Consider the following 21392-nt stretch of genomic DNA (forward strand, 5'->3'; position numbering starts at 1 on the left):
CGGCAAACGCAGTGCCAGTACGCGCGTCGTCTCTGCACCTTCACAGGTGCCTACATAGCGCCAGACGAAGGAAAGGCCTGCAAGACAAATTGCCTTGCAGGCCTTGATTTCTGTGGCTCCTCGACCTGGGCTCGAACCAGGGACCTACGGATTAACAGTCCGGCGCTCTACCGACTGAGCTATCGAGGAACAGAGCCTGAAATTCTAGCAGGCTTTTGGATCGCTTTACAAGTCGGCCTGCACCGACAGCCAGAAGGTGCGCGGCGCCATCGGGTAGAGGTAGATGTGGCCGAACTGGTAGGGCGCTTCCTGCCAGGCGCGACGGTCGAAGGCGTTGTCGATGCCAGCGCGCCAGACCAGGCGCTGGCCGCCGACGAGGCTGTGCTCGTAGCGCCCACCCAGATCGATCCGCGCCCAGCCGGGCACCGTGGGTGCATCCGCGCCGGGCATGACGGCGCGATCGCCCTCGGCCGTCAGTGCGGCGTAGACACGCAGACCCGGAATGGCCGCCGCGTCGTAACCCAGGTACGCCCGCGCACTGCGCTCCGGCACGTTGGCCGGGCGGCTGCCGTTGAGTGCAGGGTCGATGCTGCCTTCGCGTCGCGCGCGCAATAGCATCGCGCTGGCGCCCAGGGTCCAGGCTTGGAGGCGTGCCTGGGCGTTGGCCTCGATGCCGCGATGCACGGCATCGCCGTCGTTCTGGCGGGTGCACGTCGCGTCCAGATCGCAGGCGCCGATGTCGGCGCTCGTCGGCCGGCGGATGTCGAAGGCGGCGATGCCCCAGTTCAGATCGGCGGTGCTGGCCTTGAAGCCCAGTTCGGCCTGGCGGCTCTTGAGCGCCGCGAGTGGCTGGCCGGGGTTCGTGTAGCGCGCCCGATTGGGCGCCACGTCGCTCTCCACGCCTTCGCCCCAACTCGCGTAGAGCAATTGGCCGGGGACCGGCGCCCAGCTGGCAGCAATCCACGGTGTGGTGAAGCTCTGCTCGATGTCGGTCGCCTCGTCGCCCGAGGTCCGGATGCTCTGGTGCCGCAGTCGCGTGTGGCGCAGGCCGAGCCACAGACCGAGGCCATGGCCGAACTCGATCGCATCGTTGGCATAGAGCTCGGTGCGGCGCTCGTCGCGGTTGGTGTTGTCGTAGTTCAGCGCGGGATCCGCCGGCAGCACCGTACCGCCGTCGATGGTTCCCTGGCCGACGAAGTTGTAGGCCTGCTGCTGGAAGCGCGTGCGCAGCTTCGAGCCCTGCGCGCCGAAGCGCAGCTGGTGCGACACGCCGCCGGTGTTCAGTCGGCCGCTGACCGAGGCGTCGACGGCCGCCGTATCGCGCTGCTCGTTCTCGCTGCGGTAGTCGTAGAGATCGAAGCGGCCGTCGGGGCAGTAGCGATCGGCGTAGTAGATGTCTGTGCCGGCGTCGTAGCAGCCGAAGGGAAAGGCGATGCGATCGTCGGTGCGTGCGCGCTGCACGCCGGCATGCAGCTGTGCACGCCAGTCCGCGTTCAAGCGCTGCTGCCAACGCAGGCTGGCGTAGTCGGCGCGGAACACCACCGGCAGCGCCCAGGCCTGGTTGTTGAGGTTGATGCGCGGGTCGCTATCGTCTGCCGATGGCACCGTGTCGCCGAGCAGGCTGAAGCCCGGCTGGCTCGGCTGGCTGCGGCGGCCGGTCTCGAGCTCGGCCTCGATCAGCGTGTCCTTCGAGACACGCCAATCGCCTGCCAGCGCGAGCAGGCTCCGCTCGCCGCGCGCCGCGCGCAGCGGCGGATCGAGCCGCTCGGCGGCCGCGTTCACGCGCAGGCCGAAGACGCGCTCGTCGCCGAAGCGGGTCGACCAATCGATCGCCCCGAGCACGCTGGCCGAGCCGCGCGCTTCGACCGAGGCCGAGAGCCGGTCCTCGTCGGGCCGCTTGACCGCAAGGTTCATCAAGCCGCCAGGCGCCGAGATACCGGCTTGCAGGCCGCTGGTGCCCTTGAGCAGTTCGACGCGCGACTTGTTGTCCAGCGGCAGGAAGGTCTCGCCGGTGATCGGCAGCCCGTCGCGGCGGACGTTGTTGCGCAGGTCGAGCGCGAAGCCGCGCACGGTGAGCGCGTCCCAGTAGCCGATGCTGTTGTAGGCGTCGCCGACGCTGGCGTCGAAGCGAGTGAGCTCGCGCAGCCCCTGGCCGCCACGGTCCTTGAGCGCCGATTCGGGCACGCCGACCGCCGACAGCGGCAGGCGCTCGAGCGGGATGTCGCCGAAGCCGGCCACATCGACCGGCGCCGCCGTGCTGCGGGCCGAGACGACGACGCCGGACAGGGTCGTGGTCGGCGACGCCGGTTGCTGTTGCTGCTGCGCGCATGCGGCAGTGGCGGCGAGCAGCAGCGTGCACGCCACGACGATCGGAGCGAGAGGAAAGTGAAAGGAAGTAGATGCCATCGTCGGATCCGTTCGATGGCAGGTGGGCGCTGCAGCGAACGAGACGGCCTTCGCGTCCGATGAGGATGGCGGGTGGCGGCTTCGTGCCATGACGCTTCCCTGCGCGAGGATTACCTCAATCAGGTTCAAAGGGACTTTCTCAGTCGGCGCTTCAGTGGAAGCGTCAACACCCCTAGCGAGGCGGCATGCCGGGTGCATGCCGCGATCGAATTATGACCGACGCAATGGCAACGGCCCGCGCATGGCGGGCCGTCTTGCGAATCGCAGTTGTCGTGCTCAGTCGAAGACCGGCGTCTCCACGCCGAGCACCTTGTGCAACTTCGGGCTGGTGGTCGTGTACTGCAGGTGGATGCGCTTCTCGGGGAAGATGATCGGCGCGGCACCGAAGGCCGCGAGCGCCGCCTCGTGGAAGCCGCTCAGGATCAGCTTCTTCTTGCCCGGGTAGGTGTTGATGTCGCCGACCGCGAAGATGCCCGGCACGTTGGTCTCGAACTTCTCGGTGTCGACCGTGAGCTGCTTGCGGTCGATGCTCAGGCCCCACTCGGCGATCGGGCCGAGCTTGGGGCTGAGGCCGAAGAAGACCAGCAGCATGTCCAGCGGAACCACGCGCGTGACGCCGTCGCCGCCGGTGACCTTGATCGCGCTGAGCTTGCCGTCGGTCTCGTCGATGCCGGTGACCTGGCCGACGATGAACTGCATCTCGTAGGCCTCGCAGAGTTCCTTCATCTTGGCCACGCTGGCCGGTGCGGCGCGGAAGCCGTCGCGACGATGGATCAGGATCACGCTTTCGGCCTTGTTGGGGCCGTCCTGCGCGAAGTTCAGCGCCCAGTCGAGCGCCGAGTCGCCGCCACCGACGATCACCAGGTTCTTGCCGGCGAAAGTGCTCGGATTGCGCACGCGGTAGTGCAGTTGCGTGCCGTCGAACTTGTCGAGCCCCTCGATCTTGAGCAGGCGCGGCTGGAACGAGCCCACACCGCCGGCGATGAAGATCGTCTTGGTCAGGAAGCGGGTGCCCTTGCTGGTCTGGACGAAGAAGCGGCCGTCGTCCTGCTTCTGCACCTGGCTCACTTCCTGGCCGAGATGGAAGGTGGCGCCAAAGGGTTCGATCTGCTTGAGCAGGCTGTCGGTCAGCTCCTTGCCGGTGCACATCGGCACCGCCGGGATGTCGTAGATCGGCTTGTCCGGATAGAGCTCGATGCACTGGCCGCCGGGGTAGGCCAGCGAGTCGATCACGTGCGCCTTGACCTCGAGCAGGCCGAGCTCGAAGACCTGGAACAGGCCGACCGGGCCGGCGCCGACGATGACCGCATCGGTCTCGATCGGGCCTTCATGCGCACCGGCGGTGCGGACGATTTCTTCGTTGAGTTTGGGATCCATCATGCGGGCAGGGCAGGCTCAGCGCTTGAGTTCGGGGAGCTTGCCGGTCTTGTCTTTCCATTCGTCGGCATCGGGCAGCGCGGGCTTGCGCTTGGTGATGCTGGGCCAGCCGCGCGCCAGTTCGGCGTTGAGCTTGATCATGTGCTGCTGGTCGCCGGGCACGTCTTCCTCGGGCACGATCGCGTTGACCGGGCACTCGGGAATGCAGACCGCGCAGTCGATGCACTCGTCCGGGTCGATGGTGAGGAAGTTCGGCCCTTCGCGGAAGCAATCGACGGGGCAGACATCGACGCAGTCGGTGTACTTGCAGCGGATGCAGGCTTCGGTGACGACGTGGGTCATGGCGCGGTGCGCGGCGGCTTGAGTTGGAATGGGTGGGCGCCGCAAGCGGCACCGGAATCGGCGATTTTAGAGGCTCAGCGCCGGTCGAGCCGGGCAACGGCCGCACGCGGCGTGGGGTCGGGCGCGGCTCGCGCGGCGACTGGAGCCACGGCGGGCGAGGGCAGGGCCTCGGCGCCAACGCCCACCGTCACCACGGTCGGGCGACCGGCGTGCAGCACCGCGGCCTCGGCCAGCGTGTCGACGCGGTGACTGCTGCCCAACGCGTCGACACAGCCGGCACGCGAGACCACGGCGACCGCCGTCTCGGGCGCCCAGCCGGCCTCGCGCAGGCGACGGCCGAGCGCGCCGAGCTGGCGTCCGGCCATGTAGAAGACCTCGGTGTCGGCACTGCGCGCGGCGCGCAACTCGCCCTCGCGCGACATCGCGGTGGTGAGGCTCACGCTGCGGCCGCGACCGCGCCGCGTCAGCGGGCGCTGCATCTGCGCGGCGCCGGCCAGCGCCGCGGTCACGCCGGGCACGACCTCGGCCTCGAGGCCGGCGGCGGCCAGCGCTTGCAGTTCCTCCTCGAGTCGGCCGAAGACGCTCGGATCACCGCCCTTGAGGCGCACGACACGGCGGCCGCTACTGCCCAGCTTGACCAGCAGCGCGTTGATGCGGGCTTGGCCGGTGGAGTCACAGAAGCCGCGCTTGCCGACGTCGATCCACTCCGCGCGCGGCGCGAACTGGTGGAACGCGGCCTCATCGATCAGCGCGTCGTGCAGCACCACCTCGGCCACGGCCAGGCGCTGGGCACCGCGCAGCGTGATCAGGTCGGCCGCACCCGGGCCGGCACCGATGAAGACGACGGGTGATCTCAAGATGCTCGCTCCACCAGCAATGCTCCGCTGGTGCGGTGCGTCGCCGGATCGACCACGATCAGCGCGCCGGCCATGCGGTTGTCGGCGTAGGGCTCCAACGGCAGCGGCGCCTGCAACTGCACCGTGACGCGGCCGATCTCGTTGACGTCAAGTTCGTGGGCGTCGGTCGGCTGCAGGCTGTGGATGTCGAGCCGATGCTCGATCGCGCTGATGCGCGCCTGCACCCAGCGCTGGCCATGGCGCAGCCAGTACTTGCGGCCAAGCTGGGCCGGCTCGGTGTCGAGCCAAGCCAGCGTCGCGCTGAAGCTCTGGGTCGGCCGCACGCTGCCGGGCGTCGCGAACCAGTCGCCGCGCGAGATGTCGAGTTCGCGGTCGAGCACCAGGCCGGCCGATTGCCCGGCCTCGACGCTGCGCGCTGGTTCGCCGGCGCGGTGCAGCGCGGCCACGGTCGCGGTCTCGCCGCTCGGGAAGGCCTGGACCTGGTCGCCGACATGGACGCTGCCGTGGGCGATGCGGCCCCAGAGGATGCGGGTCGGGTTGGCGCCATCGCCGACCTTGGCCACGTACTGCACCGGCAGCAGCAGCGCGCCGTCGTGTCGTTCGTCGGTGGCGGGCAACTGGTGCAGCAGTTCGAGCAGCGTCGGACCGGCGTACCAGGTCCAGCGCGCCGAGTGCACGATCACGTTGTCGCCGCGCAGGGCCGAGACCGGCACGACGGCGGCGACCTCGATGCCGGCCTGGGTGGCAAAGCCTTCGAGCGCGGCCTTCACGGCCGCGAAGGCGGGCTGCGCATCGGCATCGATCGCATCGAGCTTGTTGACCGCGAACACGATGCTCGGCACCCGCAGCAGCTTCGCCAGCAGCGCGTGGCGACGGGTCTGCGGCAGCAGTTGCACCTCGGCCGCGCGCCAGTCGATCTTGGTGATGTCGACCAGCACCACCGCGGCATCGCTGCCGGCGGCAGCGGTCACCATGTTGCGCGTGTACTGCTCGTGGCCGGGGGCGTCGGCGATGATGAACTTGCGGCTGCGGGTCGCGAAGTAGCGGTAGGCGACGTCGATCGTGATGCCCTGTTCGCGCTCGGCTTCCAGCCCGTCGGTCAGCAGCGAGAGGTCGATCGCCTCGCCGGCGGCGCGCTTCTCGAGCGCATCGAGCTGGTCGGCCAGGATCGCGCGCGAGTCATAGAGCAGGCGCCCGATCAGCGTGCTCTTGCCATCGTCGACCGAGCCGGCGGTGAGGAAGCGCAGCGCCTTGTGTGTGAGGGCGTCGATCGGCGCCTCGAGTTCTTGCAACACGGCGCTCATCAGAAATAGCCTTCCTTCTTGCGGCGCTCCATCGAGGCCTCGCTGGTGCGGTCGTCCATGCGGGTGGCGCCGCGCTCGCTCACGGTCACGGTCAGCGTCTCGGCAACGATGTCGGCGGCGCTCGCGGCGTCGCTCTCCACCGGGCAGGTGCAGGTCATGTCGCCGACGGTCCGGAAACGCACCGTCGCGGTCTCGACCGTCTCGCCAGCCTCGGGCGGCGTGACATCGGTCAGCGGCACCAGCAGGCCCTTGCGCCGGATCACCTCGCGCTCGTGGGCGAAGTACAGGCCCGGCAGCGGGATCGTCTCGCGCGCGATGTAGAGCCAGACGTCGAGCTCGGTCCAGTTGCTGATCGGGAAGGCGCGGAAATGCTCGCCCGGGCGGATGCGGGTGTTGAACAGCGTCCACAGCTCGGGCCGCTGCTCCTTGGGCTGCCACTGGCCGAAGCTGTCGCGGTGGCTGAAGATGCGCTCCTTGGCGCGCGCCTTCTCCTCGTCGCGACGGGCGCCGCCGATCAGGCAGTCGAAACGGTGCTCGTCGATGGCTTCCAGCAGCGTCACGGTCTGGTGGCCGTTGCGCGACTCCAGCGGGTGCGCCAGCCGCACGGTGCCGCGCTTCATCGAATCCTCGAGATGGCCGACCACGAGTCGCTCGCCCATCTCGGCCACGCGCTGGTCGCGGAAGTCGATCACTTCGGGGAAGTTGTGGCCGGTGTCCACATGCAGCAGCGGGAACGGCAGCTTGCCTTCGAAACGGTTGCGGTCGCCACCCGGCTGGCGCTGCTTGAAGGCCTTCTCGGCCAGGCGCAGCACGACGCAGGAGTCCTTGCCGCCGGAGAACAGCAGCGCCGGGCGCTCGAAGCTGGCGGCGACCTCGCGCAGGATGAAGATCGCTTCCTCTTCCAGCGCGTCGAGGTGGCGGTGGTCGAGTTCGGGCAGCAGGCGGTCGAGGTTGACGGGGGCGTTCATCGAGCGGATCCGATCATCGAGACGGCGGCCGTCTCGTCTTCTTCGTGTTTGACGTGCAAACCGCACTCCTTGGCTATTTCGTCCTCCCACCACCAGCGTCCCGCACGGAACGGTTCGCCGACGGCGATCGCGCGGGTGCAGGGCTCGCAGCCAATGCTGGGCATGAACTCGTCGTGCAGCGGGTTGTAGGGCACCTCGCGCGTGGCGACGAAGTGCCAGACATCGCCCCAGCTCCAGTCGGCCAGCGGGTTGAGCTTCAAGCGGCCGGCATCGTCGCGATCACGCTCAGGCACCTCTCCGCGGGCGTCGCTCTGCTCGCGGCGCAGGCCGGTGACCCAGGCGGTGCGGGCGGCCAGCATGCGGCCCAGCGGCTCCATCTTGCGCAGGCCGCAGCAGGCCTTGCGCAGCGCGATGCTCTCGAACATCGCGCGCTCGCCATGGTCGCGGACGAAATGGATCACCGACTCGGCCTGCGGGCGGAACAGTTCGACCGCGAGGCCGTAGCGCTGCTCGATGGTCGGGATCAGCGCCAGCGTCTGCGCGTGCAGCTTGCCGGTCTCGAGCGTGGCGATCGCGATCGGCAGGCGCTGCTCGGCGATCAGGTGCGTCAGCACCATGTCCTCGACGCCGAGGCTGGTGGCCTGGACGATGGTGCCCGGGTGCTCGGCGGCGGCGGCACGCAGCAACCCGAGCGTGTGCTCGAGCTTTGCATCGAAGCCGGCACTGGCGCGTGCGTACAGGGCGATGGCACTCACGCGTGCGCTCCCGTCCGCGCAAACAGCGGCCTGGTCGCCTCGACGTCACCCTGGTAGTGGCCCGTGGCTTCGAAGTCCTTGAGCAGCCGCTCGGCCGTCGCCGGTCGCTGGTCACCACGCAGCAGCGCCTCGGAAAAACCGGTGCGGGCCAGCAGCGGCACCATGTCGACCACCACGTCGCCGGCGGCACGGACGATGCCCGCGAAGCGATAGCGCGAGCGCAGCAGGTGCGCTTGGCTGTAGGCGCGGCCGTCGGTCCACTTCGGGAAATTCAGCACCACCAGCGCGATGCGCGGCAGGTCTTCGGCCAGCGACTCGATGTCGGCGTCGTTCGGCACCGAGACGCCCAGCCGCAGTCCGGCCGGCCATTGCTGGCGGATCGCGTGCCACTGCGCCAGCGTCAGCAACTGGTGATCAGCCGGGGTCAGCGTGACGAGCGGGCCGTCCTCGCCCTCGGTCGTGTGCCAGGCGTCGCGCTTGGGGTCGATGAAGCTGAGCGCGCTCATGCCGCGGCCTCTTCCGTACGCGCGGTCGTCTTGCGCACCGCGTTGGCCGCGCCCTTGAACGGCTCGATGCCGATACGTCGCACGGTGTCGATGAAGCGTTCGCTGGCCGCCGTGCGCTGGCCGCGATAGGTCTCGATCACCGCCTCGATCACGTCGGCCACTTCCTCGGCCGCGAAGCTGGGCCCGATCACCTTGCCCGGCACCGAGGCGCCCGAGAGCGTGGAACCGTCCGAGCCGCCGAGCGAGACCTGGTACCACTCCTTGCCGTCCTTGTCGACGCCGAGGATGCCGATGTGGCCGCTGTGGTGGTGGCCGCAGCTGTTGATGCAGCCGCTGATATGGAGGTCGATGTCGCCGATGTCGTCGAGCTCGTCGAGGTCCTCGAAGCGCTCGGTGATGTCGGCCGCGATCGGGATCGAGCGCGCATTGGCCAGCGCGCAGAAGTCGCCGCCGGGGCAGGCGATCATGTCGGTCAGCAGGCCGATGTTGGGCGTGGCGAAGCTGCCCTCGCGCGCGGCCTGCCAGACGGCGAACAACTCGTCCTCGCGCACCCAGGGCAGCAACAGGTTCTGGTCGTGCGTGACGCGCAGTTCGCCCTGGCTGAAGCGGTCGGCGATCTCGGCGGCGGCGTCCATCTGGGCGTCGGTCACGTCGCCCGGCGCCTGACCGACTCGCTTGAGCGAGAGCGTCACTGCGCGGTAGCCCGGCACGCGGTGCGGGTGCACGTTGCGCTCCAGCCAGCGCTTCATCGCGGCCGGCGTTTCGGCCGCCGGCTCGCGTGACTCGCGCGGCGCCACGCCGGCCGGATCGCGGAACGAGGCCGCGACGCGGTCGAGCTCGGCCTGCGGAATCAGGTGCGCATCACCGTCGGTGTCGTGCGCCAGGATCGCCTTGAACTCGGCGTTGACCGCGTCGAAGAACTTCTGGCCCTCGGCCTTGACCAGGATCTTGATGCGGGCCTTGTACATGTTGTCGCGCCGGCCGTAGCGGTTGTAGACCCGCACGATCGCCTCGATGTAGACGAGGATCTGCTGCCACGGCACGAAGGCGTTGATCAGCGCGCCGATCACCGGCGTGCGGCCCATGCCGCCGCCGACGAAGACCTTGAAGCCGACCTCGCCGGCCTCGTTCTTGAGCAGGTGCAGGCCGATGTCGTGCCACTCGGTGGCCGCGCGGTCCTCGGCGGCGCCGCTGACGGCGATCTTGAACTTGCGCGGCAGGAAGGCGAACTCCGGGTGCAGCGTGCTCCACTGGCGCAGGATCTCGCAGTAGGGCCGCGGGTCGACGATCTCGTCGGCCGCGATGCCGGCCAGGCCATCGCTGGTGATGTTGCGGATGCAGTTGCCGCTGGTCTGGATGCCGTGCATGTCCACGGCCGCCAGCAGGTCCATCACGTCGGCGCTCTTCTCAAGCGGGATCCAGTTGTATTGCAGGTTCTGGCGCGTCGTGAAGTGGCCGTAGCCACGGTCGAACTCGCGCGCAATGCGCCCGAGCTGGCGCAGCTGGCGGCTGCTCAGCTCGCCATAGGGCACCGCGACCCGCAGCATCGGCGCGTGGCGCTGGACGTACCAGCCGTTCTGCAGCCGCAGCGGGCGGAAGTCGTCGCCGCTGAGCTCGCCGCTGAGGTGGCGTTCGAGCTGGTCGCGGAACTGGCGGGCGCGTTCATGAACGAAGGCGCGGTCGAAATCGGTATAGGCGTACATCGGGCCGGGAAGGGCTCAGGAGCGACGAATGCTAGGGAACCCTTATATGTTTGGGAACGATTTGTTTATCCGCAGCTAATGCTCAAGACGTATATGCCTAGACGCTCGGCGCGCTTCGAACCCTAGAATTGCCGGCAATGAACCGACTCTCCCCGACGCGCCGGGCCTGGCTCCTGCGCGCCATGGCCGGAGCGGGCGGCGTGGCAATGGCGGGCCTGGGTGCCGGCTGTGCGAGCACGCCGGCCCCGGCTCCCGTGGCCATCCAGCCCTCGCCATCCATCCCGTCGCCGGTGCCGCCTCCACCGGTCGCACCGCCACGACCGCCGCGCGTGGGCCTCGCGCTCGGCGGCGGCGCCGCACGCGGCTTTGCCCATATCGGCGTGATCCAGGTGCTCGAGGAGCAGGGCATCAAGGTCGACCTGGTCGCCGGCACCTCGGCCGGCAGCCTGGTGGCGGCAATGTGGGCCTCGGGCAAGAGCGGGGTCGAGCTTGGCTCGCTCGCGGCCTCGATGGAGGAAAGCTCGATCACCGACTGGACCTACCCCGGCCGCGGCCTGCTGCGCGGCGAGGCCCTGGCGCGCTACGTGCGCGAGCACACCGAGGGTCGCTCGATCGAGAACATGGTGCGCCCGCTCGGCATCGTCGCCACCGATCTCGCCAGCGGCGAGCCGATCCTGTTCAGGCGCGGCGATCCGGGCGTGGCGGTGCGCGCCTCGAGCGCGGTGCCGGCGGTCTTCCAGCCGGTGAAGATCGGCAGCCGCGAGTACGTCGACGGCGGCCTGGTGGCGCCGGTGCCGGTGCGCTTTGCCCGTCAGATGGGGGCCGAATTGGTGATCGCGGTCGACATCTCGCAGGTGCCCGACGGCCAGCCCACTGGCGACGCTTTGAAGATGCTGCTGCAGACCTTTTCGATCATGGGCAAGAGCCTGAACCAGTACGAACTGCGCGAGGCCGACATCGTGATGCGGCCCAAGTTGCAGGGCGTCTCGGGCGCGGACTTCGGCGCCCGCCGGTTGGCCGTGATGGCCGGACGCGAGGCGGCGCTGACGATGCTGCCGGACCTCAAGGCGCGCATCGCGGCCGGGGTCCGCTAGGCGTGCAAGACCCGAGCGGACAAAAAAATAGGCCCGAGCCGTGAGGCTCGGGCCGAAGGTACCTGGACCTTGCGGCGCGCGAGGTACCGAGGAGACAACCTTTGCAGGAGGTATGCCGGTCGCCCGGCACACACGGTAGATGGCTACCGCCTGCAGAAGTTCAAGGGGGCCGACCCTAGAAGGGCCGGCGCCGGCTCGGTACCCGTGCGGCGATCAGCCGCGGCGCGAGGCCTTGGTGGCGGCCTGGGTCGCCTTCACCGCGCTGGTGTTGATCGCCTGGAAGTTGGCTTCGGCCACGTCGGCAGCCTGCTTGGCGGCCTTGTGCACGCTCTCGAGCGCGTTGTTGGCGGCAGCCACAGCCGACTTGACGAGGGCGGCGGCGTTCTCGGTGCCGGCCGGCGCGTTCTTGACGGCGGTGTCGACGAAGGCCGCGAACTTCTTCTGCGACTCGGCGAACTGCGCTTCGGCGACCTGGCTCACCTCGGCGCCGGTGGCGGAGGCGATCTCGTACACGTGGCGGCTGTAGGCGGCGGCCTTTTCGGCGCTCGGCTGCAGCAGGCTGGCCTGCAGGGCCAGCAGTTCCTGGGCATCCTTGACCGACAGCGTGGCCTTGGCATGCTCGGTGGCTTCGGTCAGGCTGGCCTTGGCGACTTGGAGGTTGAGCTCGACGAGCTTTTCCACGCCTTCGAAAGCCTTGTTGGTCAGGCCGAAGAAGGATTCGAGGTTGGTTTTCTGGGCGGCGATGATCTGGTCGGCGGTCAGCATGGTGCGTCTCCTGAGGAAAGTTGGGGCAAGGGATGAAGCGGGTTCGTCGTCTGTGCCACCGTGTTGTTGCACTGCAGCATGTGACGAAGTATACGGATGATCCGCGCGGGATCAAGCGTTTGTTGCGCCGCAGCAAACGATTCGAGTGGCGACTCTAGACAAGGCCGGCATGCAGGGCTTCTACAGCGATCAGTTCGTCCTGCCCTTGCCGGCCGGCCATCGTTTCCCCATGGCCAAGTACCGTCTGCTGCGCGATGCGATCCTGGCCGAACTGCATGACGTGCGCTTGACGCAGGCGCCGCTGGCGAGCGAGGGCGAGCTCGCGCTGGCCCATGGACCGTCCTACGTCGGCGACGTGATCGAGGGTCGGCTTTCCGCAGCGCAGCAACGCGAAATCGGCTTCCCCTGGTCGCCGGCGATGGCCGAGCGCGCGCGCCGCTCGGTCGGCGCCACCATCGCCGCCGCCCGCGCCGCGCTGGCCGAGGGCGTGGCCGGCAACCTGGCCGGCGGCACCCACCATGCCTACGCTGACAAGGGTTCCGGCTACTGCGTCTTCAATGACATCGCGGTCGCTGCCCGGCTGATGCAGGCCGAGTGGCACCGGCGCCAGCGCCGGTTGCTGCGCGTGGCGGTGATCGATCTCGACGTGCATCAGGGCAACGGCACCGCCGCGATCCTGCGCGACGATCCGACGGTGTTCACGCTCTCGCTGCACGGCGCCAGGAACTTTCCGTTCCGCAAGGAGGCGAGCGACCTCGATGTCGACCTGCCCGACGGCACGGGCGACGAGGCCTATCTCGCGGCGCTGGACGGCGCGCTCCACCGGCTCTGGGCGGTGCACGAGGCGGCGTTGCCGGGCCTGGTCTTCTATCTCGCCGGCGCCGACCCACACGAGGGCGACCGGCTCGGCCGACTGCGCCTGACGGCGGCCGGTCTCGCCGAGCGCGATCGGCGGGTCTTCAGCGCCTGTCGCGAGCGCGGCATTCCGGTCGCGCTGGCCATGGGCGGCGGCTACGGGCACCGGATCGAGGACACGGTGGCGGTGCAATTGCAGACCTGGCGCGAAGCCCGCCGCTGCTGGCGCGACTGGCGCGGTGGCGACAAGGCCGGTGCCGGCGCCTTCGCATAATCGGCGCCATGAGCAGCGACACCGCCACCGACCGTCCGCAACCGCGCCCGCGCGGCGACTTCCGCGTCTTCCGCACGATCCCGACCCGCTGGGCCGACAACGATGCCTACGGCCACATCAACAACGTCGTCTACTACGCCTGGTTCGACACCGTGGTCAACGCGCACCTGGTCGAGCGCGGGGCGCTCGACATCGAGCGCAGCCCGGTGATCGGCCTCGTTGTCGAGACCCAGTGCCGCTACTTCGCGCCGCTGGCCTTTCCGCAGACCGTCGAGGCCGGACTGCGGGTGGCGCGGCTGGGCAACTCGAGCGTGCGCTACGAGATCGGGCTGTTCGCGCAGGGCGCGCCGCTGAGCGCCGCCCACGGCCATTTCATCCACGTCTATGTCGACCGCGCCTCGCGCCGGCCGGCGCCGCTGCCGGCGCCGCTGCACGCGGTACTGTCCGAGCTGCTGTAAAGCACTTGCCAACCAGGGGAACGCCACCATGAGCAACGCCGACATCGTCGATGCCGCGATCACCTCGCGCCGCTCGATCCGCGCCTTCCTGCCGACACCGGTGCCGCGCGAGCAGGTCGAGAAACTGCTCGAGGTCGCCGCGCGCGCGCCCTCCGGCACCAACACCCAGCCGTGGAAGGTCCATGTGCTGACCGGTGCCGCGCTGGCGCGGCTGAGCGAGGCCATCATGGCCGCCTACGACGACCCGGCCGAGGCCGAGACCCACCGCGAGGAATACGCCTACTACCCGCGCGAGTGGAAATCGCCCTACATCGACCGGCGCCGCAAGATCGGCTGGGACCTCTACGGCCTGCTCGGCATCGGCAAGGCCGACAAGGAGCGCATGCACGAGCAACACGGCCGCAACTACGTGTTCTTCGACGCGCCAGTCGGGCTGATCTTCACGATCGACCGCATCCTCGAGCAGGGCAGCTGGCTCGACTACGGCATGTTCCTGCAGAACATCATGGTCGCCGCTCGCGGTCACGGGCTCGACACCTGTCCCCAGGCGGCATTCACGCCCTTCCACCGCGTGATCGAGCGCGAGCTCGGGCTGCCCGCCAACGAGATGGTGGTCTGCGGCATGGCGCTCGGCCATGCCGACCCCGATGCGCTGGCCAACCGGCTCGTCACCGAGCGCGAGCCGGTGGCTGGCTTCGTGCAATTCCACGACGCCTGAGCGTGGCGGCCGCCTTCGCGCTGCACGACGCCACCGCCACCCGCGAGCTGCTGCCGGCGGCGGCGCTGGTCGATGCGGTGGCGGCGGCGATGCGCGCGCGCCGCGCCGGCACGCTGCAGGCGCCGCCACGCCTGGTGCTGCCGTTGGCGGGCGGGCAGGGCAGCTATCTGGCGATGCCGGCCGCCGATGCGCGGCTGGCGATCTGCAAGCTGGTCAGCGTGCACCCCGACAACCCGGCGCGCGGACTGCCGACGATTCACGGCCAGGTGCTGGTCAGCGATGCCGCCAATGGCGTGCCACTGGCGCTGCTCGACGGCCCGACCGTCACCGCGCGCCGCACCGCGGCCGTCAGCCTGCTCGCCCTGCGGCTGTTCGGCACGCCGGGTGTCGGCAACCAGGTAACGCTGATCGGTGCCGGTCCGCAGGCGCTGGAGCATGCGCGGATGCTGGCCGAACTCGGCTGGGCCGGCCGCCTGCATCTCGTGGCGCGCCAGCCGGGGTCGGCGCAGCGGCTTGCACAAACCTTGCGCGACGAGGGCCAACCGGCCGAGTGCGTGGTTCACGCCAGCGTTTCCGGCGCGCTGGCCGGCTGCGAGGCCGTGATCTGCCTGACCACCGCCACCGCCCCGGTGCTGCCCGAGCAGTTGCCGGCCGCGACCCTCGTCATCGGCGCCGGCGCCTTCAAGCCGCAGATGGCCGAAATCTCTCCGGGGCTGCTGGCCATGCGCACGATCGTGGTCGACGACCTCGACGGCGCGCGCCACGAGGCCGGCGACCTGCTGCAGGCCGGCGTCGACTGGCAGCGTGTCAGCGAACTGGCCGACTGGCTCGATGGCGGGGTGGCGCGCTCGCCGCACGGTGTGGTGGTCAAGACGGTCGGCCAGGCGGCCTGGGACCTTGCGGCGGCACATGTCGCGATGGCCTCCCTAGAATGCCGCGCATGAGTTCGCCGCCCGACACCGCCGAAGCCCGCCTCCGCATCCTCGAGCGCATCCGCAGCCGCCAGCGGCGCCCGGCGCAGTTCAAGCCGGCCGAGGAACTCGCCGCGCAGGAGTGGCTGCGAAGCCATCCGCGCGGGCCGCTGCCGGCAGTCGACGCCGATCGCGTCGCGCACTTCACCCGCCGCGCCAAGGAGCTCAGCAGCACCGTCGAGCGCATCGGCTCGGCGGCCGAGGCGCCGGCGGCGCTGGCGCGCTACCTCGATGCCAGCGGCCTGTCGCGCCGCGGTGTCTGCTACGACGAACTGCTGCCACTCGACTGGGCCGGCGCCGGCATCGCGCTCGAGGCGCGCCCGCCGCGCGACGAAGACCTGCTCGGCGTGACCGGCTGCTTCTGCGCGATCGCCGAGACCGGCTCGCTCGTCTTTGCCTCCGGCCGCGCGACGCCGGCCTCGAGCCACCTGCTGCCCGAAACCCACGTGGTGCTGGTCGGCGCGCAACGCGTCGTCGCCCACCAGGAAGACGCCTTCGATCTGATGCGGCGGGAACTGGGCCAGATCCCGCGCGGCTTCAACACCGTCAGCGGCCCCTCGCGCACCGGCGACATCGAGCAGACCATCGTGCTTGGCGCGCATGGCCCTTACCGGGTCCATGTGCTGATCGTCGATGCGGGCTGAGCGCGTCTTGCGGCTCGCACTCGCACTGACGCTGGCAGTCGCGCCCCTGAGCGGTCATGCGGCCGAACTCGATGGTCGCGGATTGGGCGCCTGGTGGGGCCTGCCCTTTGCCGGGTTGTTGCTGTCCATCGCGCTGATGCCGCTGCTGGCCACGCGTCTCTGGCACCACCACTACGGAAAGATCACGGCCGCATGGGCGCTGGCCTTCCTGCTGCCGGCCGCGGCGGTATTCGGGCCATCGCTCGCCGGGGCTGCCCTGGTACATGCGGCGCTCGCCGAGTACCTGCCGTTCGTGATCCTGCTGACAGCGCTTTTCACGGTGGCGGGTGGCATCCACATCCGCGGCAACTTCCACGGCAGCCCAGCTTTCAACTGCGGGCTGATGGCGATCGGCGCGGTGCTGGCCAGCTTCATGGGCACCACCGGAGCCTCGATGCTGCTGATCCGGCCGCTGATTCGCGCCAACGACAACCGGCGCCACAACGCGCACGTGGTGATCTTCTTCATCTTCATCGTCAGCAACGCCGGAGGTTCGCTGACGCCGCTCGGCGATCCGCCGCTGTTCCTGGGCTTCCTCAAGGGCGTTGACTTCTTCTGGACGCTGAGCCACCTGTGGCCGCAGACCCTGTTCCTGGTGGGCTCGCTACTGGTCATCTTCTGGCTCGTCGACCGCCATTGCTATCGCAAGGAGGGTGTGCTGCGCGTGGACCCGACTCCCGATACCCCCGGATTCACGATCGAGGGCCGCGCCAACTTCGCGCTGCTGCTGGTGGTCGTCGGTCTGGTTCTGTTCAGCGGCACCTGGCGACCGGGGGTGGCGTTCGACGTGTTCGGCACCGAGGTCGGCCTGCCGCAACTGGTGCGCGACGGCGCGCTGCTGGTCGTCATCGCCCTGTCGCTGTGGCTCACGCCGGCGGCGGCGCATCGCGCCAACCAGTTCAGTTGGGCACCGATGGCGGAAGTCGCCAAGCTCTTCGCCGGCATCTTCCTGACGATCGCGCCGGTGCTTGCGATGCTCAAGGCCGGAAGCGAGGGTGCCTTCGCGCCGGTCGTTGCGCTGGTCACGGGTCCTGGCGGCGAGCCGATTCCGGCCGCCTACTTCTGGGCCTCGGGCCTGCTGTCGAGCTTCTTGGACAACGCGCCGACCTACCTGGTGTTCTTCAACCTCGCCGGTGGCGATGCCCAGGTGCTGATGACGACGCTGGCTCCGGTGCTGGTCGCGATCTCCGCCGGCAGCGTGTTCATGGGCGCCAACAGCTACATCGGCAATGCGCCCAACCTGATGGTCAAGTCGATCGCCGACGAGCGCGGCGTGCGCATGCCCAGCTTCTTTGGCTACATGGCCTGGAGCACGGTGGTGCTGCTGCCGCTGTTCGGCCTGATGACGCTGATCTGGTTCCGTTAGGAGACTCGCCATGCAAGCCGTGCTCGTCGCCCGCGCCGCCTTTTCCGACATCGTCGACCGCCTGCGCGCGCACTTCGAGGTCGACGACAACCCCGAGGACCGCGTGCTGTCCAAGGCCGAGTTGATCGCCCGCCTGCAGGGCAAGGCCGGCATCTTCGCCACCGGCAGCGAGCGCATCGACGCCGAAGTGCTGGCCGCCTGCCCGCAGCTGCGCGCGGTCTGCAACATGGCGGTCGGCTACAACAACATCGACGTGGCGGCCTGCCACGCACGCGGCATCGTCGTCACGAACACGCCCGACGTGCTGACCGAGACCACCGCCGACTTCGGCTTCGCGCTGATGATGGCGGCGGCCCGGCGAATCGCCGAGTCGGAGCACTCGCTGCGCCGCGGCGAGTGGACCAAGTGGAGCTTCGACCAGTTCACCGGCCCCGACGTCCACGGCGCCACGCTCGGCATCCTCGGCATGGGCCGCATCGGCCAGGCCATCGCGCGTCGTGGCGCGCTCGGCTTTGGCATGCCGGTGATCTATCACAACCGCTCGCGGCTCGAACCGGCCATCGAGCAGGCGCTGGGCGCCCGCTATGTCGACAAGCCCACGCTGCTGCGCGAGGCCGACCACCTGGTGCTCGTGGTGCCCTACAGCGCGGCCTCGCACCACACGATCGGCGCCGCCGAACTGGCGCAGATGAAGCCGACGGCGACGCTGACCAACATCGCGCGCGGCGGCGTGGTCGACGATGCTGCGCTGGCCGAAGCCCTGAAGCAAGGCCGCATCGCCGCCGCCGGGCTCGATGTCTTCGAGGGCGAGCCCAAGGTCCATCCGGGCCTGCTGGCGGTGCCCAACGTGGTGCTGACACCGCATATCGCCAGCGCCTCGATCGCGACCCGTCGCGCGATGGCAAGCCTGGCGGTCGACAACCTGATCGCCTCGCTTGGCTGCGGTCCCAACGCCGGCCGCCCGCCGACGCCGGTACCGGGCTGAAAGGCACGATGAAGCGCACGCTGGCACTGTTGCTGCTGGGTGCGCTGGCCTGGACTGCCGCGCAGGCCGCGCCGGTCCAGGTGGGCTCCAAGCGCTTCACCGAGTCCTACGTGCTCGGCCAGATCGTCGCCGAGACGCTGGCGCAGCAGGGCATCGCGGCCGAACACCGGCCCGGCCTGGGCAACACCGCGGTGCTGGAACAGGCGTTGGCCAGCGGCGCCATCGACGTCTACCCCGAGTACACCGGCACCATCGTGCGCGAGCTGCTCAAGCGCGAGGGCAAGCCCACGCCCACGCTCGACGAACTCAACCGCTGGCTCGCGCCGCGCGGGCTCAAGGCGGCGGTGCCGCTCGGCTTCAACAACAGCTACGCGCTGGCGCTGCGCGAGGCCGACGCGCAGCGGCTCGGGCTGGACACGCTCTCCGAGCTCGGTGCGGCCAAGGCCGGCGGCCTGCGCCTGGGGCTGTCGCACGAGTTCCTCGGCCGCGCCGACGGCTGGCCGGCGTTGAAGCGGGCCTACGGGCTGCCCTTCGACAAGCCGCTCGGCCTCGACCATGGCCTGGCCTACGCGGCGCTCGAGCAGGGCCAGGTCGATCTGATCGACATCTACACCACCGACGCCAAGATCGCGCGCGCCGGCATCCGCGTGCTGCGCGACGATCGCGGCTTCTTCCCGCGCTACGACGCGGTGCTGCTGATGCGCGCCGGTCTGGACGAGGCTCCGCTGCGCCAACTCGCAGGCCGCCTCGACGAGGCCAGGATGATCGCGCTCAACGCCGCGGTCGAACTCGACGGGCGCACCTACGCCGAGGTCGCGCGCGAGTTCGTCGCCGGGCTGGACGGCAGTGCAGGCGCCGCCGCCACGCGGCCGGGCTTCATGGCCCGCCTGTTCGGCGAGGACTTCTGGCGACTCACCCGCCAGCACCTGCTGCTGGTGTTCGGCTCGCTCGCGCTGGCGGTGGCGGTCGGCGTGCCGCTGGGCGTGCTGGCCTGGCAACGGCCGGTGCTGGCGCAGCCACTGCTGGGGGCGGTCGGCCTGATCCAGACCATCCCCTCGCTCGCGCTGCTGGCCTTCCTGATCGCGCTGATCGGCACCATCGGCTTCTGGCCGGCGCTGGCGGCCTTGTTCCTCTACGCGCTGCTGCCGATCGTCGCCAACACGCACGCCGGTCTGGCCGGCGTCGGCCGTGGCCTCCGCGACGCCGCCACGGCGCTGGGCCTGAGGCCGGCGCAGCGCCTGCGCCATGTGGAACTGCCGCTGGCGCTGCCGGTGCTGCTTGCCGGCGTTCAGACCGCGGCGGTCATCAACGTCGGCACCGCGACGATGGCGGCCTTCGTCGGTGCCGGTGGCTACGGCGAGCGCATCGTCTCCGGGCTCGCGCTGAACGACACCGCGGTGCTGCTCTCCGGCGCGGTGCCGGCGGCGGCGCTGGCCGTGCTGGTGCAGGGCGGCTTCGGACTGCTGCGGCGTCGCCTCGGCGCGGTGGCCGGCCAACGGGCTGAGACAATCCCCGCACGATGACAGACTGGCTGCTTCCACTGCTCGCGGCACTCGCCGCGCTCAACCTCCTTCTACTGCTCTGGCTCGCGCTGCGACGCCGCGACGACGCCGCAACGCGTGAACTCGGTGCCGGCCTCGACCGCGTCGAGCGCACCCTGCGCGCCGACCTCGCTGACAGTGGCCGCGGCACGCGCCAGGAACTCAGCGCCTCGATCAGCCTGTTCCAGCAGACGCTGCTGGCGCAGAGTGGCGACGTGGCGCGCACCCAGAACGAGCAGATCGACAGCTTCCGCACCCAGCTCGCCGCGATGCAGCAGGCGATCGCCGACACGCTGCGCAGCAGTACCGGGACCTTGACCCAGTCGCAGCAGGGCGCCCGCGAGGCCCAGGACGCCGCGCTGCAGCGCTTCGGCGCCGGCCTGACCGAGCAGCTGCGCGCGATGTCCGAGGCCAACGAGAAGCGCCTCGGCGAGGTCCGCAACACGGTCGAGGAGCGCCTCACCAAGCTCGCCACCGACAACGAGACCAAGCTGGAGCAGATGCGCCAGACGGTCGACGAGAAGCTGCAGACCACGCTCGAGACGCGCCTGGGCGAGAGCTTCAAGCAGGTCGCCGAGCGGCTCGAGCAGGTGCACCGAGGCCTGGGCGAGATGCAGACGCTGGCCACCGGCGTCGGCGACCTCAAGCGGGTGCTGAGCAACGTCAAGAGCCGCGGCGTGTTCGGCGAGGTGCAGCTGGCGCTGCTGCTCGAGCAGGTCTTCACGCCCGAGCAGTACGCCACCAACATCGCCACCGTGCCGGGCAGCAACGAACGGGTCGAGTTCGCGCTGCGCATGCCGGGCCGCAGCGACGATCCGGCCCAGGTGCTGTGGCTGCCGATCGACGCCAAGTTCCCGCGCGAGGACTACGAGCGCCTGCTCGACGCCCAGGACCGCGCCGACCGCGCCGAGGCCGAAGCCGCCGGCAAGGCGCTCGAGCAGCGCATCCGCGACGAGGCAAAGACCATCGCCGCCAAGTACGTCTCGCCGCCGTTCACCACCGACTTCGCGCTGCTGTTCGTGCCGACCGAGGGCCTCTACGCCGAACTGCTGCGCCGGCCCGGCCTGGTCGAGCTGCTGCAGCGCGAACACAAGGTCACGCTGGCCGGCCCGACCACGCTGCTGGCGATGCTCAACACGTTGCAGATGGGCTTTCGCACGCTGGCGCTCGAGAAGCGCAGCGCCGAGGTCTGGCAGGTGCTGGGCGCGGTCAAGACCGAGTTCGGGAAATTCGGCACCGTGCTCGGCAAGATCCGCGACCAGACCCAGTCGGTGATCAAGACCCTCGACGCCGCCGATACCCGCACCCGCGCGATGACCCGCGCGCTGCGTGGCGTCGAGTCGATGCCCGAGGCGCAGGCGCAGGCGCTGCTGCCGGGCGCCGAACTGACCGAACTCGACGACGAGGCATCGGCCTGAGCACGCCCGTCGCCACTGCCGAGTCTTCGCGCGGGCCGCTCGCCGC

General features: G+C 69.8%; 20 protein-coding genes, 1 tRNA gene and 1 riboswitch. Of the genes, 10 read left to right on the forward strand and 11 right to left on the reverse strand.

What is annotated here, in order from left to right; all coding sequences use genetic code 11:
• Window positions 1-113: 113 nt before the first annotated feature.
• The 10 genes from EV670_RS16400 to EV670_RS16445 form a co-directional block, all read right to left on the reverse strand.
• A tRNA-Asn gene (locus EV670_RS16400) sits at window positions 114-189 on the reverse strand.
• Window positions 190-225: 36 nt separating this feature from the next.
• Window positions 226-2406, reverse strand: coding sequence for a TonB-dependent siderophore receptor (locus EV670_RS16405; protein WP_130434136.1), 2181 nt, complete (start codon window positions 2404-2406; stop codon window positions 226-228).
• 79 nt (window positions 2407-2485) lie between these two features.
• Window positions 2486-2590: riboswitch (TPP riboswitch) on the reverse strand.
• Between the two features lie 92 nt (window positions 2591-2682).
• On the reverse strand, window positions 2683-3783 hold the full coding sequence (locus tag EV670_RS16410; protein WP_130434138.1) for an NAD(P)/FAD-dependent oxidoreductase: 1101 nt from the start codon (window positions 3781-3783) through the stop codon (window positions 2683-2685).
• A gap of 18 nt (window positions 3784-3801) precedes the next feature.
• Window positions 3802-4125, reverse strand: coding sequence for a ferredoxin FdxA (fdxA, locus tag EV670_RS16415; RefSeq protein ID WP_130434140.1), 324 nt, complete (start codon window positions 4123-4125; stop codon window positions 3802-3804).
• Between the two features lie 74 nt (window positions 4126-4199).
• Window positions 4200-4982 (reverse strand): uroporphyrinogen-III C-methyltransferase, encoded by a 783-nt coding sequence (gene cobA, locus EV670_RS16420; protein ID WP_130434142.1) that lies wholly within the window; start codon window positions 4980-4982, stop codon window positions 4200-4202.
• A complete protein-coding gene (locus EV670_RS16425) occupies window positions 4979-6286 on the reverse strand; it encodes a sulfate adenylyltransferase subunit 1 (RefSeq protein ID WP_130434144.1) in 1308 nt (435 codons plus the stop codon). The genes cobA and EV670_RS16425 overlap by 4 nt, the downstream gene beginning before the upstream one ends.
• Window positions 6286-7254 (reverse strand): sulfate adenylyltransferase subunit CysD, encoded by a 969-nt coding sequence (gene cysD / locus EV670_RS16430; protein WP_130434146.1) that lies wholly within the window; start codon window positions 7252-7254, stop codon window positions 6286-6288. The genes EV670_RS16425 and cysD overlap by 1 nt, the downstream gene beginning before the upstream one ends.
• Window positions 7251-8009, reverse strand: coding sequence for a phosphoadenylyl-sulfate reductase (locus tag EV670_RS16435; RefSeq protein ID WP_130434148.1), 759 nt, complete (start codon window positions 8007-8009; stop codon window positions 7251-7253). Before EV670_RS16435 ends, cysD begins: the two co-directional genes overlap by 4 nt.
• The gene (locus tag EV670_RS16440; protein WP_130434150.1) at window positions 8006-8515 is read right to left on the reverse strand and encodes a DUF934 domain-containing protein; all 510 of its coding nucleotides are present in this window, start codon (window positions 8513-8515) and stop codon (window positions 8006-8008) included. Before EV670_RS16440 ends, EV670_RS16435 begins: the two co-directional genes overlap by 4 nt.
• Window positions 8512-10218, reverse strand: coding sequence for a nitrite/sulfite reductase (locus tag EV670_RS16445; RefSeq protein ID WP_130434152.1), 1707 nt, complete (start codon window positions 10216-10218; stop codon window positions 8512-8514). Before EV670_RS16445 ends, EV670_RS16440 begins: the two co-directional genes overlap by 4 nt.
• Before the next feature lie 137 nt (window positions 10219-10355).
• Between EV670_RS16445 and EV670_RS16450 the strand changes: the two genes are divergently transcribed.
• Complete coding sequence (locus EV670_RS16450; RefSeq protein ID WP_130434153.1) at window positions 10356-11312, forward strand: patatin-like phospholipase family protein; 957 nt, start codon at window positions 10356-10358, stop codon at window positions 11310-11312.
• A gap of 213 nt (window positions 11313-11525) precedes the next feature.
• On the opposite strand, the gene phaP is transcribed toward EV670_RS16450, so the two are convergent.
• Window positions 11526-12077, reverse strand: coding sequence for a TIGR01841 family phasin (gene phaP / locus EV670_RS16455; protein WP_130434155.1), 552 nt, complete (start codon window positions 12075-12077; stop codon window positions 11526-11528).
• Between the two features lie 169 nt (window positions 12078-12246).
• On the opposite strand from phaP, the gene EV670_RS16460 reads away from it, so the two are divergent.
• Genes EV670_RS16460 through EV670_RS16500 form a run of 9 tightly spaced genes read left to right on the forward strand, consistent with a single transcriptional unit; the run spans window position 12247 to window position 21346 of the window.
• A complete protein-coding gene (locus tag EV670_RS16460; RefSeq protein ID WP_130434459.1) occupies window positions 12247-13206 on the forward strand; it encodes a histone deacetylase family protein in 960 nt (319 codons plus the stop codon).
• A gap of 8 nt (window positions 13207-13214) precedes the next feature.
• Window positions 13215-13664, forward strand: coding sequence for an acyl-CoA thioesterase (locus EV670_RS16465; RefSeq protein ID WP_130434157.1), 450 nt, complete (start codon window positions 13215-13217; stop codon window positions 13662-13664).
• A gap of 28 nt (window positions 13665-13692) precedes the next feature.
• A complete protein-coding gene (locus tag EV670_RS16470; RefSeq protein WP_130434159.1) occupies window positions 13693-14382 on the forward strand; it encodes a nitroreductase in 690 nt (229 codons plus the stop codon).
• 2 nt (window positions 14383-14384) lie between these two features.
• Window positions 14385-15326: a delta(1)-pyrroline-2-carboxylate reductase family protein gene (locus tag EV670_RS16475; protein ID WP_165393347.1), complete on the forward strand. Its 942-nt coding sequence runs from the start codon at window positions 14385-14387 to the stop codon at window positions 15324-15326.
• A complete protein-coding gene (locus tag EV670_RS16480; protein WP_130434163.1) occupies window positions 15323-15997 on the forward strand; it encodes a LutC/YkgG family protein in 675 nt (224 codons plus the stop codon). Before EV670_RS16475 ends, EV670_RS16480 begins: the two co-directional genes overlap by 4 nt.
• Entirely contained in the window at window positions 15987-17402 is a 1416-nt protein-coding gene (locus EV670_RS16485; protein ID WP_130434165.1) for a sodium:proton antiporter, read from the forward strand. Before EV670_RS16480 ends, EV670_RS16485 begins: the two co-directional genes overlap by 11 nt.
• Window positions 17403-17412: 10 nt before the next feature.
• Window positions 17413-18387 carry a 2-hydroxyacid dehydrogenase gene (locus EV670_RS16490; RefSeq protein ID WP_130434167.1) on the forward strand — a complete coding sequence of 325 codons (975 nt, stop codon included), beginning with the start codon at window positions 17413-17415 and terminating at the stop codon, window positions 18385-18387.
• Window positions 18388-18395: 8 nt separating this feature from the next.
• The gene (locus tag EV670_RS16495; RefSeq protein WP_130434169.1) at window positions 18396-19910 is read left to right on the forward strand and encodes an ABC transporter permease/substrate-binding protein; all 1515 of its coding nucleotides are present in this window, start codon (window positions 18396-18398) and stop codon (window positions 19908-19910) included.
• Window positions 19907-21346, forward strand: coding sequence for a DNA recombination protein RmuC (locus EV670_RS16500; protein ID WP_130434170.1), 1440 nt, complete (start codon window positions 19907-19909; stop codon window positions 21344-21346). Before EV670_RS16495 ends, EV670_RS16500 begins: the two co-directional genes overlap by 4 nt.
• The last annotated feature ends 46 nt before the right edge of the window (window positions 21347-21392 follow it).

The organism is Rivibacter subsaxonicus, from assembly GCF_004217215.1.
Taxonomy (GTDB): domain Bacteria; phylum Pseudomonadota; class Gammaproteobacteria; order Burkholderiales; family Burkholderiaceae_C; genus Rivibacter; species Rivibacter subsaxonicus.